Genomic DNA, 16404 nt, shown 5'->3' on the forward strand with positions numbered 1-16404 from the left:
AGTTGGAATGCGGACGGTACTGGGCATCGAAAGCTCGTGCGACGAGACGGCAGCGGCGTTGGTCACCAGCGACCGCACGATTCTCGCCCAGCGCATCGCTTCGCAGGACGAGGCGCATCGCCCCTATGGCGGCGTCGTGCCCGAAATCGCCGCGCGCGCGCATTCCGAGAAGATCGCGCCGCTGATCGAGGCGACCCTGGCCGACGCCGGGATGACGCTCGACGATGTCGACGCGATCGCCGCCACCGCCGGTCCCGGCCTGATCGGCGGGGTCATGGTCGGCCTCGTCACCGCCAAGGCGCTGGCCATGGCGACCGGCAAGCCGCTGATCGCGGTGAATCACCTCGAAGGTCACGCGCTGTCGCCGCGCCTTGCCGATGGCGATCTGCAATATCCCTATCTTCTGCTGCTGGTTTCCGGCGGGCACTGCCAGATCCTGCTGGTGGAGGGCGTCGGCAAGTTCCGCCGTCTCGCCACGACCATCGACGATGCGCTGGGCGAGGCTTTCGACAAGTCCGCCAAGCTGCTGGGCCTCGGCTATCCGGGCGGTCCGGCGATGGAGCGGCTGGCGCTGGAGGGCAATCCCAAGGCCGTGCCGCTGCCCCGCCCGCTGAAGGGTTCCGAAGAGCCGCATTTCTCCTTCGCAGGGCTCAAGAGCGCGGTCATGCGCGCCAAGCAGTCGGGCCAGTACGCCGATGCCGATATCGCGGCGTCGTTCCAGCAGGCGGCGATCGATTGCCTGATCGACCGTGCGCGGCGCGCGCTTGATTCGGTGGGTAAGGTCAACGCGCTTGTCGTTGCCGGGGGCGTCGCGGCCAACAAGGCGATTCGCGGCGCGCTCGAAGCGCTGGCGGCCGATCATGACCTTGATTTCGTGGCGCCGCCGCTGGGGCTCTGCACCGACAACGCGGCGATGATCGCCTGGGCGGGCGTGGAGCGCTTCGCCATGGGCCAGTCCGACCCGCTCGACGTCGCCGCACGTCCGCGCTGGCCGCTCGATCCCGAAGCAGAGACCGTGCGCGGCGCGGGGGTGAAGGCATGAACGCTCAGATTGGCGTGATCGGCGCCGGTGCCTGGGGCACCGCGCTGGCGCAGTCGCTTGCGGGCGACGGCAGCGAAGTCCTGCTCTGGGCGCGCGAGCCGGAGCTTGTGGAGCGGATCAACGCCGATCGCCGCAATGCGACTTATCTGCCGAGCGCCGCACTGGCCGAGACGGTGCGGGCGACGACCGACCTTGCCGAACTGGCGGCGCTGCCGGTGCTGCTGGCGGTGGTCCCCGCGCAGTTCCTCGGCGGCGTGCTGGCGCAGCTTCCGGCACTCGGCTTTGCGGGCGATCTGGTGCTCTGCGCCAAGGGGATCGAGGCCGGTAGCGGCCGCCTCATGGCCGAAGTCGCGACCGGCGCCGTGCCGGGCGCCGAGATCGCGGTACTCTCCGGCCCGACTTTCGCCCATGAAGTGGCGGCAGGGCTGCCCACGGCGGTGACGCTGGCCTGCTCGGGCGGCAAGACGCAGTGGCAGCGGCTCTCGCCGGTCATCGCGCGGCCTGCGCTGCGCCCTTATTATTCCGACGACGTGATCGGGGCCGAGATCGGCGGCGCGGTGAAGAACGTGCTGGCCATCGCCTGCGGCGTCGTCGACGGCCTGAAGCTCGGCCAGAACGCCCGCGCGGCGCTGATCGCGCGCGGCTATGCCGAGATGCTGCGTTTCGGCCTTGCGCGCGGCGCCCGCGCGGAAACGCTGTCGGGCCTCTGCGGCCTTGGAGACCTCGTGCTGACCTGTTCCTCTACGTCGAGCCGCAATTTCTCGCTCGGCCTCGCGCTCGGGCAGGGCTTGACCGCCGCCGAAGCGCTTTCGGGCAAGAATTCCGTGGCCGAAGGCGCCGCGACCGCGCCGGTCCTGGCCGAGATCGCCCGCCGCGATGCCATCGAGATGCCGATCGCCGAAGCGGTCTGCCGCCTGCTGGAAGGCAAGGCCCCGGCCGGAGACGTCGTCGCCCAGATTCTCGCCCGACCGCTGCGTGCCGAGCAGGAGCCGCTTTCTTGACCGATGCCATCGTAAGCCGCACCGCAGCGGAGCAGGCCAAGAAGGAACACGACGATATCGCGGCGCTCGCCAAGGGCGGCCGCACCAATCTCTTCGGGTTCTTCCTGCGGCTTGCCGCGCGTATCCCGTTCCTGTTCATCGCCGGTCGCGCCTCGGTCTACGGCCCGGCGGCGCTCGGGCGCTTCGCCTCGGCGCTGGTGGTGATCGAACTGACCTCGATGATCTGCACGATGGGCGAAAAGCGCGGCCTCGCGCAGCGCCTGTCGGACAGCGAGGGGCAGGTGCATCCGGCCAACGTGATCGCCGACGGCATGATCATCGCCCTGATCGCTTCGAGCGTGGCGGCGCTGTTCTTCTGGTGCGTGCCCGCGCCGATGTTCCCCGGCGGGCACTATACCCAGATCGACCGGCTGATGGTGATCGCCATCCTGCCGCTGACGATGACCGAGATCTGGCTGGCGGCGCTGGCTTACCGGCTGCGGGTGACGCCGACGGTCTGGTCGCGCGCGATCGTGGAGCCATGGACGATCTCGATCCTGGCCGGAGCGATGATCTGGGTCGCGCCCGAGAGCGGGTTGTCGATCGCCTATATCGGCTCGATATGCGCGGCTGCCGTCACGGCCTTCATTCCGTTCTTCCGCGAATACGGCCTGCCGCAGGGCTGGCGTCCGCGTCTGGGCGACATGCGCAGGCTCGCGCTGCGCTCTACCCCGATCGCGCTGGCCGATACGATCGAATGGGCGACCCGCCGCGTCGATATCTTCCTGCTCGGCTTCCTGGCGCCGTCCTCGGCGGTCGGCGTCTATTATGCGGCGCAGCAGGTCGCGAGCCTGCCGCAGAAGCTCAAGACCAGCTTCGAGCCGGTGCTCGGCCCGGTCATCACCCGCAATCTCAAGCAGAAGGACTATGCGGCGATCGCCCGGCAGGTCTGCCAGGTCGGCTTCTGGATCACTGCCGCGCAGGCGGGCATCGCTCTGGCCTTGGGCATTCCGGGCGAGGGCGTGATGGGCCTCGTCGGCCGCGAGTTCGTGGGCGGCACCGGGGCGCTGGCCTTCCTGCTCGCCGCCGAAGTGGTGGCCGCCACGGCCGTCGTCAGCGAGGCGGCGCTTGTCTACGTGGCGCGCATGCGCAACCTCGTGGTCTCGGTGGTGACGATCGCGCTTCAGGCGGTGCTGACGCTGGGCGGCATTCTGGCGATGCAGAAGCTGGGCTACAATACGCTGTTCCAGGCCGCCACGGCGGCGGCGGCGCTGATGGTCTCGCTCGGCTTTGCATCGCTGGTGAAATCGAAGATGCTGGCGCGCTACCTCAAGGAGCCGATCAACAATTGGCGCTGGGCGCTGGTCTGGGCGGCCGTCCCGGCGGTGGTTCTGGGCTATCTCGCCACCCGGTTCCTGCCGGAATGGGCCGCGCTGGCCTTCGGTATTCCGGCGATTCTCGGCTCCTATTTCCTGGTGATCTGGAAGAAGGCCTTCGGTCCGGAGGACCGCAAGCTGTTCCAGAAGACCAAAACCGCGTGATTTCCGTCGTTCAGGTGGTTTCGCAGGGGAGAGCCTTGCTCTAGGCTCCTCCGCATGAATCCCCGCCGCGCTTCCATCGTTGCCGCCGGTGCCGCGTTTTGTCTGGCACTTTCCTTCGTCTCGACCCGCATGCAAGGCCCGGTCTTCATCGGCCGCCTGCAACACAATGCTGAGGCGGCGCGCGACGGAGCGGGCGGCAAGGGCGTCTCGCTCGCCTTTCGCGACCGCTATGGCTGGCTGACCCGCCACCCGGTGCTGTCTGGCGGCAAGGACCTCGATGCCGAGACGCGCACCCGGGTCGCCGCTGCCGTGGACGCGGTGCCCGGCATCGGCGGCATCCGCTGGATCCGCGATGGCGAGGGTCAGGTGGCCAAGCTGCGCTGCCAGAACGACGTGGAGGCCATCCTCGCCTCGCGCACGATCCGCTTTACCGAGGCAAGCGCCCGGATCGATCCGGTCAGCGAGCGCCTGCTCGACGAAGTGGCCAAGGCTCTGCGTCCCTGCCTCGGCAGCATCATCGCGGTGACCGGCCATACCGACGCCACCGGCAATCCCGAGGCGAACAAGGCGCTTTCGCTGGCGCGGGCGGAATCGGTGCGCTGGGCCTTGATCGGGCGCGGCATTCCCGCCGACGGGTTGCGGGCCGCGGGGCTGGGATCGAAGACGCCGATCGAGGGACTGGATCCGCTCGACCCTGCCAATCGCCGCATCGAGTTTTCCGTGATCGCCTCGGCGCCGATCAAGCCGACGCCGATCGATACGCCCGGACCCGAATGAGGATGTGCGGAGTGAAGGGCGGGAAAATGCAAATTACGATGAAAGGAGCCGCCGATGCCGCTATGGCTTGAGATGGCCGTTTCGGTGCTGCTGACCTATATGGCCGGCTTCGGCATCGGCTGGGTCGTGTGGAACCGGAAGGGATAAGTTGTGGTGGAAATGATTTCAGCCAATTGGCTGATATTCGTCGTTGCGTTGCTGGTCGGCATCGCGATTGCCTATTGGCTGTTCGCGCGTGCCTCCAAGCCTGCGCCGCGCCAGCATCGTCCCGACGTGCTGGACGAGGGTGCCGCCCCGGCGCAGCGCAACCAGGCGCTGATAGACGATGCCCCGCCCGCTGCGCAGTTCACCGCGCCCGTCCACATCGATCCGCCGGCCATGGCCGGGACGATGGCCGGTATCGGCGAAGTGATCGCGGTGGCCGCGCAGGAGGAAGTGGACGCGGCCAAGACCCCGCCGCAGACGATTGCGGCAGAGTCGCAGGCCCAGTCGCAGGTCCAGCCTCAGGCGGAACCCGAAGCAGCGCCTGTCGTCGCTTCCGAAGGCGATGACTTGCGCAAGATCAAGGGCCTAGGCCCCAAGATGCTGACTCTGCTCCATTCGCTGGGGATTACCCGCTTCGAGCAGATCGCGGCCTGGACCGAGGCCGATCTCGACGAACTCGACGGCAAGCTGGGCGCCTTTGCCGGTCGTCCCCGCCGCGACAGCTGGGTGGAACAGGCGAGCCTGCTCGCAGGCGGCGATACCGGCGCCTACGAAGGCAAGTTCGGCAAGCTCTGAACCAGAGATCCGAGCGCCAACGAAAAAGGGGCGGGAAGTTCGAACTTCCCGCCCCTTTTTCTGTTTCTTCGCCGAAAAGGCTCAGGCTCAGGCTGCGGCCTTGGTGCCGAAGCGGCCGTGATTGCGGAACGGCATCATCCAGCGGTCGAGGAACAGTTCCAGCGGACGCGGCGCGATTCCGAGGTCGGTCAGGCCGGGGAGGGTGCCGCCGGCGACGTTGCCTGCCTTGAGCAGCTTGAGCTGGTCGCCGCTGATCGGCGTGCCCGGCAGCGCGGCGATCAGGCCGGAGATGCCGTCGGACAGTTCCACGAAGCTGCGGTCGCGCTGGGCGGCGGCGGCGATGCGCTTGTTGAGGTCGATCATCGAGATCACTTCGGGACCGGCGATCTCGAAGGTCTTGCCGCCGTGCACTTCGGGCGCGCTCAGCGTTTCCGCGACGGCGAGTGCGACGTCATCCACGAAGATCGGCTGGAGCTGCGCCTGCGGGGCGAAGACCGGCAGGACGGGCATGCGCGAGACGAGGTTGCCGAACATCATCACGAAGTTGTCGTCCGGGCCGAACATCACCGAGGGGCGCAGGATCGTCGCGGTCGGGAAGGCGGCGAGGACGGCCTTTTCGCCTTCGGCCTTGGTACGGGCATAGGCGACGCTCGACGAGGCATCGGCGCCGATGGCCGAGATGTGCACGAAAGCAGTGGCACCGGCGGCCTTGGCGGCGGCGGCGATGCGGCCTGCGCCTTCACCCTGCACGGCGTCGAGGTTGCCGGTGAAGGCACCCACGAGGTTCACCACGGCATCCGAACCGGCCAGCACTTCGGCCAGCGATTCGGGCTTGGTCACGTCGACGCCCGCGAACTGCACCTGTCCGAGGTTGCCGAGCGGCTTCAGGGCATAGGACTTCTTGGGATTGCGGCTGGCGATGCGCAGGCGCGCGCCGCGGGCGAGCAGTTCCTGGGCAACGTGCTTGCCGACGAAGCCGCTGCCGCCCAGCAGCGTGACGATCTTGCCGTAGAGAGGGTCGGTGGCTTGGCTCATGATCAGAACGGGTCCTTCAGCGTGGCGCAGGCGCGGCTGAAGGAGAATATAGCCGCCTGCGCCGGTTTCGCGCATGATAAGCGCCCTTGGCACAAGCCCGGTTCCCGAGCAACCGGCGGCAGGCGCTGGACCGGGATTTTGCCTTTTTTCGCGTGATTTGAAAAAAGTTGAGGGAGGGCCGTTGACACGAATCGAGGACCCGCTTAGAGGCGCCCTCCTACCCGGCGAGGACGGCACCAACGGCCCCCTCGCTTCCGTGCCCAGATGGCGGAATTGGTAGACGCACCAGCTTCAGGTGCTGGCGCTCGCAAGGGCGTGGAGGTTCGAGTCCTCTTCTGGGCACCATTTCTCAGGTGACTGAGAAACGGCAGGGGCCGCCGCAAGGCGGCCCCTAGTCGTATGTGGCCACCACATCTGCCACGGGCTTTTTCCGAAAAAATCTCCGGCGAGGTAATCCCATCGGGATGTTCCCGATCCTTTGGGGTGATCGCCGACCCGCACGCCATGCCGATAAAGACATGAGATTCCGGAAGCTTGGACCATTGGGATGATGGTGCCGCTCCGGCAGCGTGGCTAGGCTGCGGTCGTCGGCATTCTCCGCCGCCGTAAGCAGCTTCGAAAGGGCGCGCTCTTGAAGGCATGGGCAAAGCAGTGGGTCACGACCGCCTTGCCTCGTCCCTTGGCGGTGCGTCTCTGGAGCGGGCGGCAATATCGCCGTCGCACGCGGGACTTTCCGCAGGGAATGCCGCGCGCGCATGGGCTGCCCGGCGAACTCGTCGTTTCGCTGACGTCCTATCCGCCCCGCTATCCGACTCTGCATCTGACGCTGCTGGGGCTGTTACGCCAGGATATCGCTGCCGACCGCATCGTCCTGTGGCTGGCGCGCGGCGATGAGGTTTCCTTGCCGAAAGCGGTCCGCAAGCTGCTAGGGCAGGGGGTGGAGCTTCGCCTTGTCGAGGATCTGCGCAGCTACAAGAAACTGGTTTTCGCGCTGGCCGCGTTCCCGGATGCCTGGGTGGCGACGGCGGACGACGACGTCTTCTACAAGCCGGATTGGCTGACCTGGCTTGTCGAAGGGCAGGGCGGCGAGCAGGATTCCATCACCTGCCACCGCGCGCATCGCCTGACGCAGGACGCGCAAGGCCGGATCGCACCCTATCGCGACTGGGTCTGGGACGTGGAGGACGCGGCATCGCGGCGCCCGAGCGTGGATGTGATGCCCACCGGCGTCGGCGGTATCCTCTATCCGCCCGGCACGCTGCATCCCGATGTCGCCCGGCGGGACCTGTTCGAGCGCTATGCACCGTCTGCGGACGATCTCTGGTTCTACTGGTGCGCGCGGCGGGCGGGGACGACCTATCGCAAGGTCGGCCCCACTTTCGTGCAGATGGGCTGGTGGTCGTCGCAGCAAGTGCGGCTGTTCGACGACAATATCGTGCAGAACGATGCGCAGATCGCCATGCTGGCGGAGCAATTCGGAAACCCCCTCGCAATGCCCCGCCGGACCGGTCCGGCCGCATCGGGAGACTAGGCGGAGATGGCCAGGACCGAGGACATGGGCCGCCGTGCCACCCGAGGTGTGGCATCGACCGCCGTCGCCCAGCTCGTGAAGGTCTTTGCGACGATGGCGACGACGATCGTGGTCGCCCGCATTCTCTCGCCTTCGGACTACGGCGTGGCGGCGATGGTGGCGCCGCTGACCGGCCTTATCATGACCTTCCAGAACCTCGGTTTTGCGCAGGCCGTTGTACAGGCCCGCGAACTCGATCCGGAGCATTCGAACGCGTTGTTCTGGCTCAATGTGCTCGTCTCGGTCGTGGCCGCGCTTGTCATGGTCGCGCTGGCGCCTGCGGTGGGCGCGTTCTACGGCGATGCACGGGCGGGATATGTCACGGCGGCGACCGGGCTGACGATCCTGATCACCGGTCTCAAGCTGCAACACCAGGCCCTGCTCAACCGCGAGATGCGGTTCCATGCGCTGAGCGTGAACGACGTGGTCGTTGCCATCGGCACGTTCGTCCTGACTGCCGCGGCGGCGCTGGCGCTGAAAAGTTACTGGGCGATCTGGCTCGGCACGCTGCTCAACGCGGCGATCAGCACGGCGATGATGTGGCGGGCCTGCGCCTGGCGCCCGCGGCTGGGCGCGTCCTTCTCCGGGGTGCGCAAGCTGGTCGTGTTCGGTGCCAACCTGACGGGCTTCAACCTCGTCAACTTCTTCGCCCGCAATCTCGACAACGTCATTATCGCCAAGGCCGAGGGTGCGGATGCGGTGGGCCTCTACGACCGCAGCTACAAGCTAATGCTGTTCCCCTTGCAGAACATCAACCAGCCGCTCAGCCGGGTCATGCTGCCGGTGCTGAGCCGGGTGCGCGACGAGCCCGAGCGCTATCGCCGTGTCTACGAACTGGCCCTGCGCGCCTTGGCACTCGTGTCGATGCCGGGGATACTGGCAGCGGCTATCTGTAGCGAGCAGCTCGTGCCCTTCCTGCTGGGCGAGCGCTGGGCGGCGGCGAGTCCGATCTTCTTCTGGCTGAGCCTGACCGCGATCGTGCAATGCGTGCCCAACACCACCGGCTGGCTCTATATCAGCAGCGGGAACACCCGGCGGATGATGTACTGGGGCGTGTTCTCGAGCGCGGTGTCGATCGCCAGTTTCTTCATCGGGGTGCGCTGGGGAGCAGTGGGCGTGGCCTGTGCCTATTTCATCGGACAGCTTGCCTCGCTGCCTCCGCTCTATCATTTCGCGACGCGGGATACCCCGATCTCCCAGGGCTTCATGTATTTCGTGCAGTTGCCCTCGCTTCTGGGCGGGCTGTTCGCCTGGGGGATCGTCGCGGCCGTGGGCCAGGGGCTGCCGACCGTCGGATTGCTCGCGCTTGCCGTGGCCTCCAGTTACCTCGGCGCGGTGGCGGCGCAGGCCGCTACGCCGGGCGGGCGGCAGGCCATGGCGGAGATGCTGCGCCTTGCCGGAAATCTCTTGCCTGACCGGTTGCGGCGGCGAAAGGCAGCAACCTAGGGCTTCGTCGCCCAGGAGACGGCCCGGCGATAGGTTTCCAGACCCAGCACGGCAGCGCCGAGCCGGGGCAGGCGCGAGCCCATGGGCAGCGAGCCGCCCAGTTCCACCGCGCGCTGCCGGGCGCGGCGACCCTGCTCGCGGTCGCCGCGGCGGAAGGCGCTGTCAGCCAGCCAGTAGAAGTAGTCGCCCAGGATCTTGCGTCGCCGGGCTTCCTCGACGGCTTCGGTCGGCTGCTCCAGCAGGCTATCCGCCACCGCGATCAGGTCTCCGAAGGTGGAGCGGGCCTGAGAGATCCGGTGCGGGGAATCGTGCTGGACATAGACCCCGCAGCCCCGCGCCGAATGGCCCGGTCGTGCGCCTGCGAGCAGGGCGCGGCAGACCACTTCACCGTCCTGGTTGCGGCGGACGCTTTCCTTCCAGCCGCCGATCCGGCGGAGGAACGCCGTGCGCCAGAGCACCGCGCAGGGCGGCGTCCATTGCCGCCGCACCAGCCAGCGGTCGAGCAGGTCGGCAGCGTCGGCATAGCGCTCCTGGTGCCGCTCGGCCCGGCCCCGGCTCTCGTCGAGCAGCAACCAGGGGCCGAAGGCGACATCGGTGCCCTGTTCCAGCGCCTGGACGAGGCTCGGCAGCAGGTCGCCCATGATGAAATCGTCGCTGTCGAGAAACATGACCCAGTCGCTTTCCACGGCAGCCAGGCCCCGGTTCCGGCTTTTCTGCGCGCCCATGTTGCCGGGGTTGGTCAGGACCGTCAGCCGCTCGTCGGCGAGGGCGGCGAGGGCGGCGAGGGCGGCTTCGGTGGTGCCTTCCTCATCGTCGACCACCACGATTACCCGGCATGAGACGCCGGGCTGGGCGAAGGCCGACAATACGGCCCGCTCGATGGACTCGGCGGCGCGATAGGCGGGGATCACGACCGTCACCTGTTCCTGCGGCATCGTGATGGCTCCTGCCCTCCGGGAAGGTGAGGGTTCCGCCTTTGGTATCCGAGCGTGGGCGGCACATGAAGTTGAACTTCAGGGGTAATCAATGAGTCAGGTCGCCCCTGGATGCATCGCGGTCTTGCGATTTTCGCAGGAGCACTTGAGCGCAGCCACGCTGTTTCTCGCGCGTTGCATCGGCTATGCCGAAAAGGCGAAAAGGATCAGGGCCGGAAAGGCGAAAAGGAATCAGGGTCATGGCCGAAAATCACACTGCGGACGGCAATCTCGAGGGCATCGGCGACTACAAGGGCCCGGCGGGCGGCTGGGGCGCGCTGGGTGCCGTGGCGCGCACGGTGCGCGAGCAGATGAAGGCCAGCCCGGACACCCGCGCGCTGCTCCAGATGAACCAGCCCGACGGGTTCGACTGTCCCGGTTGCGCCTGGCCGGACCCCAAGCACACTTCTTCCTTCGAATTCTGCGAGAACGGCGCCAAGGCGGTGACCTGGGAAGCGACCGTCAAGCGCGTCGATCCCGAATTCTTCGCGAAGCACAGCGTCAGCGAACTGTGGACCTGGAGCGATCACCGGCTGGAAGATGCCGGGCGCCTCACCGAGCCGCTGCGCTACGATCCCGAGACCGACCATTTCGTGGCCGTAAGCTGGGACGAGGCATTTGCCCGTGCCGGTGCGGTGCTGCGCGAACTGGACGATCCCCACGCTTGCGAATTCTACTGCTCGGGCCGCGCCTCCAACGAGGCGGCGTTCCTTTACCAGCTCTTCGCGCGCGAGTTCGGCACCAACAACTTCCCCGACTGCTCCAACATGTGCCACGAGGCGACGAGCGTGGGGCTGCCCAAGTCGATCGGTATCGGCAAGGGCACGGTGACGCTGGAAGACTTCGACCATGCCGATGCCATCTTCTGCATCGGCCACAATCCCGGCACCAACCATCCGCGCATGCTCTCCACCTTGGCCGCCGCGTCCAAGCGGGGTGTGCCGATCGTCGTCGCCAATCCCATGCGCGAGCGCGGGCTGGAGCGCTTCAAGTCGCCGCAGCACCCAACCGAGATGCTGTCGACCCACGCGACGCCGCTGGCCTCGGCCTACCATCAGGTGCGCATCGGCGGCGACATGGCGATGCTCAAGGGCATGATGAAGCTGGTGATCGCGGCCGATGCGATCGACCACGCCTTCATCGCTGAGCATACGGAGGGGATCGAGGCGCTCCGGGCCGATCTCGAAGCGACGTCGTGGGACTGGATCGAGACAGCGTCCGGCCTGACGCGCGATGCCATCGAGTCGATGGCCAAAGTCTACATCAATGCCGAGCGGGTTATCGTCTGCTACGGCATGGGCATCACCCAGCACCGCCACGGCACGCAGAACGTGCAGTCGATCGCCAACCTGCTGCTGCTGCGCGGCAACTTCGGCAAGGCGGGGGCGGGGATCTGCCCGCTGCGCGGCCACAGCAACGTGCAGGGCGACCGCACCGTGGGCATTACCGAGATTCCGGCCGAGGCGATGCTCGAACGGCTCGATGCCACCTACGGGATCACTTCGCCGCGCGAGCACGGGCACAATGCGGTGGAGGCGCTGGAGGCCATGCGCGACGGGCGCTCGAAGGCGCTGATCGGCCTCGGCGGCAACCTCGCCGTCGCCATGCCCGACCCGGAAGCCTGCTTCGCTGCCGTGCGGAAGCTCGATCTTTCGGTCAGTATCCTCACCAAGTTCAACCGCACCTGCCTACTGACCGCGAAGGAGACGCTGGTGCTCCCCTGCCTCGGCCGCACCGAGCTGGACGAGCAGGCCACGGGCGCGCAGTTCGTGACCGTGGAGGACAGCATGTCGATGGTCCACGCCTCGCGCGGGAAGCTGAAGGCGCCGGGGCCGCTGGTGCGCTCGGAACCGGCGATCGTCGCGGGGCTGGCCAAGGCGGCGATGCCGCGCAGCCTGGTCGACTGGGACGCGCTCGTTGCCGACTACGACCGCATCCGCGAGGGGATCGAGCAGGTCTATCCGGACTTCCACGATTTCAACCGCCGCGTCCGCGAGCCGGGCGGCTTCCGCCTGACCATCGCGCCGGATCACCGCGTCTGGAACACCCCCAGCGGCAAGGCGCAGTTCATCGCCCATCCAGTGGAAGCGATGGAAGGCGCGCGGCCGCTGCTACTCACCACGATCCGCAGCCACGACCAGTACAACACCACGATCTACAGCCTCGACGACCGCTACCGGGGCGTGACCGGCCGCCGCGACGTGATCTTCGCCAATGAGGTGGACCTCGACATGCTGGGTCTCGCGCATGGCGATGTGGTCGATGTGGTCACCGCCGCGGGGCGTTCGCTCAAGGGTTTCACGGTGGTCAAGCACGCGATCGCGCGCGGATCGCTGGCGGCCTACTATCCCGAGGCGAACTGTCTGGTGCCGCTGGAGGATTTCGATCCGGTCAGCGGAACCCCGGCCTACAAGTCGATCCCGGTGCAAATCGCCCGCGCCGCGTGATTCCTCCCCGAAACGGGGAGGGGGACCATGCGAAGCATGGTGGAGGGGCACCGTCGGTTTAAGCGGAGCTATCCGGCGAGCGCGGGCCGCCGCCGGTTTTCCGCTTGCCGTCACGGTCACGTAACGCGCCTGTGCCCCTCCACCACCCTGCGGGTGGTCCCCCTCCCCCGTCGGGGGAGGAACGTCAGAACGACCGCCTTAGCGACACCCCTGCCGAAGTCGTGTTCCCCGCCAGCGCATCGAAGCTTCGCGAGGCGTAGAGATCGAGGTGGAGCCGGTCCGTCAGCTTCATGTTGGCGCTCACGCCCACTTCCCACCAAGCGTCCGCAGTGTGCTGCGAATCAAGCAGGCCGGAGCGGGGAATGTCGTTCAGGTCCTCGAACTGGCCGCCGGTGACTTGCGAGACGGCATTGCTGGTCCAGTTGCGGGAGACCGAAAGCCCGACATAGTGATCGGCGTTCCGGCCGAAGGCATGGTCGACGCGCACGGTGCTGCCGAGCGTCCAGGTCGGCTCGCGGGTTTCGAGATCGACGAGCCCGGTGAAGTCCGGGGCCGGGCGCAGCAGGCGGCCCAGCGCATAGGAGCCGACGACGGTCGGCGTCACGAACCAGCGCGGCGACAGCGGGAAGATTCGCCCGAAATCGCCGCCCATCGCGTAGTAGGCGCTGCTTCTGGCGCCGGTGCTCTCGCGGCTGCCGCCCCATTCCCTGGTGATCCGGCCGTAGTCCTGGCGGCCGTAGCTGGCCCAGCCGTCCACCACCCAGTTGTCGAAGTTGCCGCCGGCGCCGAGCGTGCCGACATAGTAGTCGGAAGGCAGCGCCGTATAGGCCTGGATCAGCGTGCCGTGGTAGCGCATCAGCCCGCCGCGCACATAGCCGCGCCCGACCTGCCGCGTCAGCGAGAGCGCCTGCCATGATCCGTCGGGGCCGTCGTCGCGATTGCTGACGCCTGCCGAGGCAGTGACGGTCCAGGGCGTGGGCTTCGGAGCTTCGGGAGGAGTCTCGGACTTCGGCTCTTCCGTGGCTTCGACCTCGGAGGCCGGTTCAGCAGGAGCCTCCTGCGCCCTTGCGGCGGGAGCGGCGGGCAGGGCGGCCATGCCCGCCATGAGCAGGCATGCCGGTATCATACGCGGCATCAGGCTGCCTTTCGCAGGGTCGGATCGAAGGCGGCCGGAACCGTCACGCGCGCCGCGAAACCGTCTCCGCCGTGCACGAAGTTGACGTCGCCGCCATGGGCGCGGGCGATCGAGCGGCAGACCGCGAGGCCGAGTCCGGTGCCCTTCTGGCCCGACTTGCGTGCGGTTTCGGAACGGTAGAACGGCTCGAACGCGCGGTCGAACTCGTCTTCGGGAATGCCGGGACCGGCATCGACGATCTCGGCAACCGCCTCGCCGTCCAGCAGGCTGACGCGGACCTTGGCGCTTTCGCCGTACTTGATGGCGTTCTCCAGCAGGTTGCCGAGCAGGCGGCGGATGCCGACCGGGTCCACCTCGACGGGGATGTGGACATTGTGCTCGATCGTCACCTTGCCGCCCACGAGCTGGGCATCGGCGACGCTGCCGGCGATGAGATCGGCGAAGTCCACACGCTTGCGCGGCCCCGGCGTGGAGGCATCGCGGATGAAGGCGATGACCTGGCTGATCATCGCTTCCATTTCGCTCACTTCCTTCAGCAGCCCTTCGCGCTGGTCGTCGGGCACGTCCTCGATGCGGAAGCGCAGGCGGGTGAGCGGCGTGCGCAAGTCGTGGCTGATGGCGCCGACCATCGCCGTGCGGTCGTCCACGAAGGCGCGCAGGCGGAAGCGCATCTGGTTGAAGGCATTGGCGGCGCGGCCGATCTCGGCCGGGCCGGAAAGCGGCAGGATAGTCGCCGAAGGGTCGCGGCCGAGCTGTTCGGCGGCCTGGGCGAAGTCCTTGAGCGGCACGACGATGCGGCGGGCGAAGAGCCAGGCCAGCGGGCTGATGATCGCCAGCGACAGCGCGAACCACAGCATCACCCGCTTCTGCCAGGCGTTCGGGAAAGGCTCCGCGCGCGGGGCGACGGCCAGCCATTGCCCGTCCGGCTGGCGGGTCGCGGCGACGAAATCGCCCTCGATGAACGGCGGCGAGGTCAGCGCGAAGAAGCTGCCGCCCGAATGACGGAAGGGAATCGGCTGCGGCTTGCCCGGCACCGCGGGCAGCGGCGTGGAAGGGCTCGCCGCCGTGCTTTCTGCGGGGTGGATGGCGGCCGTGGCGGTGGGGGTGGCCGTCGGGGAGGCCAGCGTTATCGGCGGCAGGGGAATGGACACGGTGACCGGTCGGCTGCTGAGAGTCGGACTGGCGATCGGTTCGGGTGTGGCGATCGGCAAAGTCGCACGCGGGATATCGTTCATGCTCGGCATGACCGGGGCCAGCATGCCCGAACCGATGGCGCCCCCGCCGACCGGACCGAGCATTCCACCCGGACGCATGCCCGGGGCCATGATCCGGCCCGGCTGGCCGTCCTGATTCGGGATGCCGTTGGCAGGATAGCCGGTGGAACCGCCGGGCGCTCCGGTCTGTCCGCCCTGAGCGTTTCCGGGGCGCTGCGGACCGGATTGACCGCCCGGACCTTGAGCACCGGGGCGTCCGCCCGGCGTTACGGCGGGAGAACCCGGGACCTTGCCGCCAGGCATGGCCGCATTCGACACATGTGCGCCGGGGCGTCCGCCGCCCGGTATCGAAGGATGGGGCATCGAGGGCACGCGCGGCATTGTTCCGCCCGGAGGCATGCCGCCGGGGAAGTGTCCGCCGGGCATGCCGCCGGGGCCAGCCGGGCCGCCGGGCGGGGGACCGCCGGGGATCGATTGGGCATCGGCGGAGCCGACTAGCAGCGAGGAAACTTCGGTTGGGCGGGCGCTCTTGGTTTTCAGGCTGGCCAGCGGCGAGCGGGCATTGCTGGGCACTGCGACGCCGCCGACCGGAAGCTGGGTGTAGAAAGCGAGGACAACGTCCCTGCGGTCTCGTCCGAGACGTTCGGCAAGGGCATCGCGCGAGGATTCGGAAACCAGCCAGCCCTGACCGCTCACGTCAGGCGGACCGACCATCGGCTTGCGCTCGAGTCGGTCGGGCAGATCGCTGGTGGTGAGCGCGCTGGCGACTTCGTCCATGTTCCAGCGCGCAGTCGGGCTGGGCGGGAGGATCACCGTGAGGGCAAGCGTCACCAGCTGGGCGCCGATCAGCGCGCAGACGAGGATGACGATCATCTGCATCGCCAGCGGCAGGCCGAGTCGACTGTTGAGACGGGGCATGATGGGGCGGGGCAGGCTCATGTTCCCGCCATTGCCACGATTCTGTGGCCAATTCGAGCCATGTGCGTCGAGAGAAGGCGTAAGGGCAAAGCGAGGTTTTGCGGCGCGGGCTCGGAAGAGAGGGACACGTCCCTTCCGAACCCGCTCCGCGCCCGCGCCCGACAGCTTGAAGCTGCCCGGCGAGGACGGTCACCTCGGGTCCTTTCCGGCAGACCTGTCCCCTGTGGTGCCGGAAGGTAAACTCTGTCGTACCGGCCGGGGCCGGTGGGTCGCTGAGCCGGGTAACACCGATATGTGTCAGTATCGGGTAGGGCTGTGGGCGATCTGCTTGAGGATATAGTTCCGGGGCCGTCGCAGGACAGGGCGGGTGCGACTACGTGACCTGTCGCTGCGACGGACCCGGCGCCGTTCGGCGCCTTGGCGGTGGCTAACCGAACGGCGGTTCCGGCCGTTCCGGAGGAATGCAGCATGGCGGCGAGGGCGACGGGGGATGTCGCTCGATCCGCGCTGCAGTCCATCCAGGACGGAACCTGACGAACTTGAAT

The 16404-nt window shown here is 67.8% G+C and carries 12 protein-coding genes and 1 tRNA gene; 9 read left to right on the forward strand and 4 right to left on the reverse strand.

Annotated elements, in window-relative coordinates; translation table 11 throughout:
• Positions 1-7 precede the first annotated feature (7 nt).
• The 5 genes from tsaD to V7066_RS03535 all read left to right on the forward strand — a co-directional run bounded on the left by tsaD (position 8) and on the right by V7066_RS03535 (position 5120).
• Positions 8-1042 (forward strand): tRNA (adenosine(37)-N6)-threonylcarbamoyltransferase complex transferase subunit TsaD, encoded by a 1035-nt coding sequence (tsaD, locus tag V7066_RS03515; protein ID WP_334181854.1) that lies wholly within the window; start codon positions 8-10, stop codon positions 1040-1042.
• The gene (locus V7066_RS03520) at positions 1039-2043 is read left to right on the forward strand and encodes an NAD(P)H-dependent glycerol-3-phosphate dehydrogenase (RefSeq protein ID WP_334181855.1); all 1005 of its coding nucleotides are present in this window, start codon (positions 1039-1041) and stop codon (positions 2041-2043) included. Before tsaD ends, V7066_RS03520 begins: the two co-directional genes overlap by 4 nt.
• On the forward strand, positions 2040-3563 hold the full coding sequence (locus V7066_RS03525) for a lipopolysaccharide biosynthesis protein (RefSeq protein WP_334181856.1): 1524 nt from the start codon (positions 2040-2042) through the stop codon (positions 3561-3563). The genes V7066_RS03520 and V7066_RS03525 overlap by 4 nt, the downstream gene beginning before the upstream one ends.
• Positions 3564-3617: 54 nt before the next feature.
• Positions 3618-4340, forward strand: coding sequence for an OmpA family protein (locus tag V7066_RS03530; RefSeq protein ID WP_334181857.1), 723 nt, complete (start codon positions 3618-3620; stop codon positions 4338-4340).
• Positions 4341-4499: 159 nt separating this feature from the next.
• Positions 4500-5120 carry a hypothetical protein gene (locus V7066_RS03535; RefSeq protein ID WP_334181968.1) on the forward strand — a complete coding sequence of 207 codons (621 nt, stop codon included), beginning with the start codon at positions 4500-4502 and terminating at the stop codon, positions 5118-5120.
• 87 nt (positions 5121-5207) lie between these two features.
• Here V7066_RS03535 and V7066_RS03540 read toward each other — a convergent pair whose 3' ends face one another.
• The gene (locus tag V7066_RS03540) at positions 5208-6155 is read right to left on the reverse strand and encodes a complex I NDUFA9 subunit family protein (RefSeq protein ID WP_334181969.1); all 948 of its coding nucleotides are present in this window, start codon (positions 6153-6155) and stop codon (positions 5208-5210) included.
• A gap of 258 nt (positions 6156-6413) precedes the next feature.
• Here V7066_RS03540 and V7066_RS03545 point away from each other — a divergent pair.
• The 3 genes from V7066_RS03545 to V7066_RS03555 all read left to right on the forward strand — a co-directional run bounded on the left by V7066_RS03545 (position 6414) and on the right by V7066_RS03555 (position 9171).
• Positions 6414-6500 (forward strand) — tRNA-Leu (locus V7066_RS03545).
• Positions 6501-6786: 286 nt separating this feature from the next.
• Positions 6787-7686 carry a hypothetical protein gene (locus V7066_RS03550; protein ID WP_334181858.1) on the forward strand — a complete coding sequence of 300 codons (900 nt, stop codon included), beginning with the start codon at positions 6787-6789 and terminating at the stop codon, positions 7684-7686.
• A gap of 6 nt (positions 7687-7692) precedes the next feature.
• A complete protein-coding gene (locus V7066_RS03555) occupies positions 7693-9171 on the forward strand; it encodes a lipopolysaccharide biosynthesis protein (RefSeq protein ID WP_334181859.1) in 1479 nt (492 codons plus the stop codon).
• Here V7066_RS03555 and V7066_RS03560 read toward each other — a convergent pair.
• On the reverse strand, positions 9168-10106 hold the full coding sequence (locus tag V7066_RS03560; protein WP_334181860.1) for a glycosyltransferase family 2 protein: 939 nt from the start codon (positions 10104-10106) through the stop codon (positions 9168-9170). The genes V7066_RS03555 and V7066_RS03560 overlap by 4 nt on opposite strands.
• A 239-nt stretch (positions 10107-10345) precedes the next feature.
• Between V7066_RS03560 and V7066_RS03565 the strand changes: the two genes are divergently transcribed.
• Positions 10346-12592, forward strand: coding sequence for an FdhF/YdeP family oxidoreductase (locus tag V7066_RS03565; protein ID WP_334181861.1), 2247 nt, complete (start codon positions 10346-10348; stop codon positions 12590-12592).
• Between the two features lie 184 nt (positions 12593-12776).
• Here the strand turns inward: V7066_RS03565 and V7066_RS03570 are convergent, their stop codons facing one another.
• Together V7066_RS03570 and V7066_RS03575 are read right to left on the reverse strand one after the other, a co-directional pair.
• Positions 12777-13727, reverse strand: a complete 951-nt coding sequence (locus V7066_RS03570; protein ID WP_334181862.1) for an autotransporter domain-containing protein — start codon at positions 13725-13727, stop codon at positions 12777-12779.
• Positions 13727-15880: an ATP-binding protein gene (locus V7066_RS03575; RefSeq protein WP_334181863.1), complete on the reverse strand. Its 2154-nt coding sequence runs from the start codon at positions 15878-15880 to the stop codon at positions 13727-13729. Before V7066_RS03575 ends, V7066_RS03570 begins: the two co-directional genes overlap by 1 nt.
• Positions 15881-16404 lie beyond the last annotated feature (524 nt).

The sequence above is a fragment of the Novosphingobium sp. genome (assembly GCF_036820275.1).
GTDB lineage: Bacteria > Pseudomonadota > Alphaproteobacteria > Sphingomonadales > Sphingomonadaceae > Novosphingobium.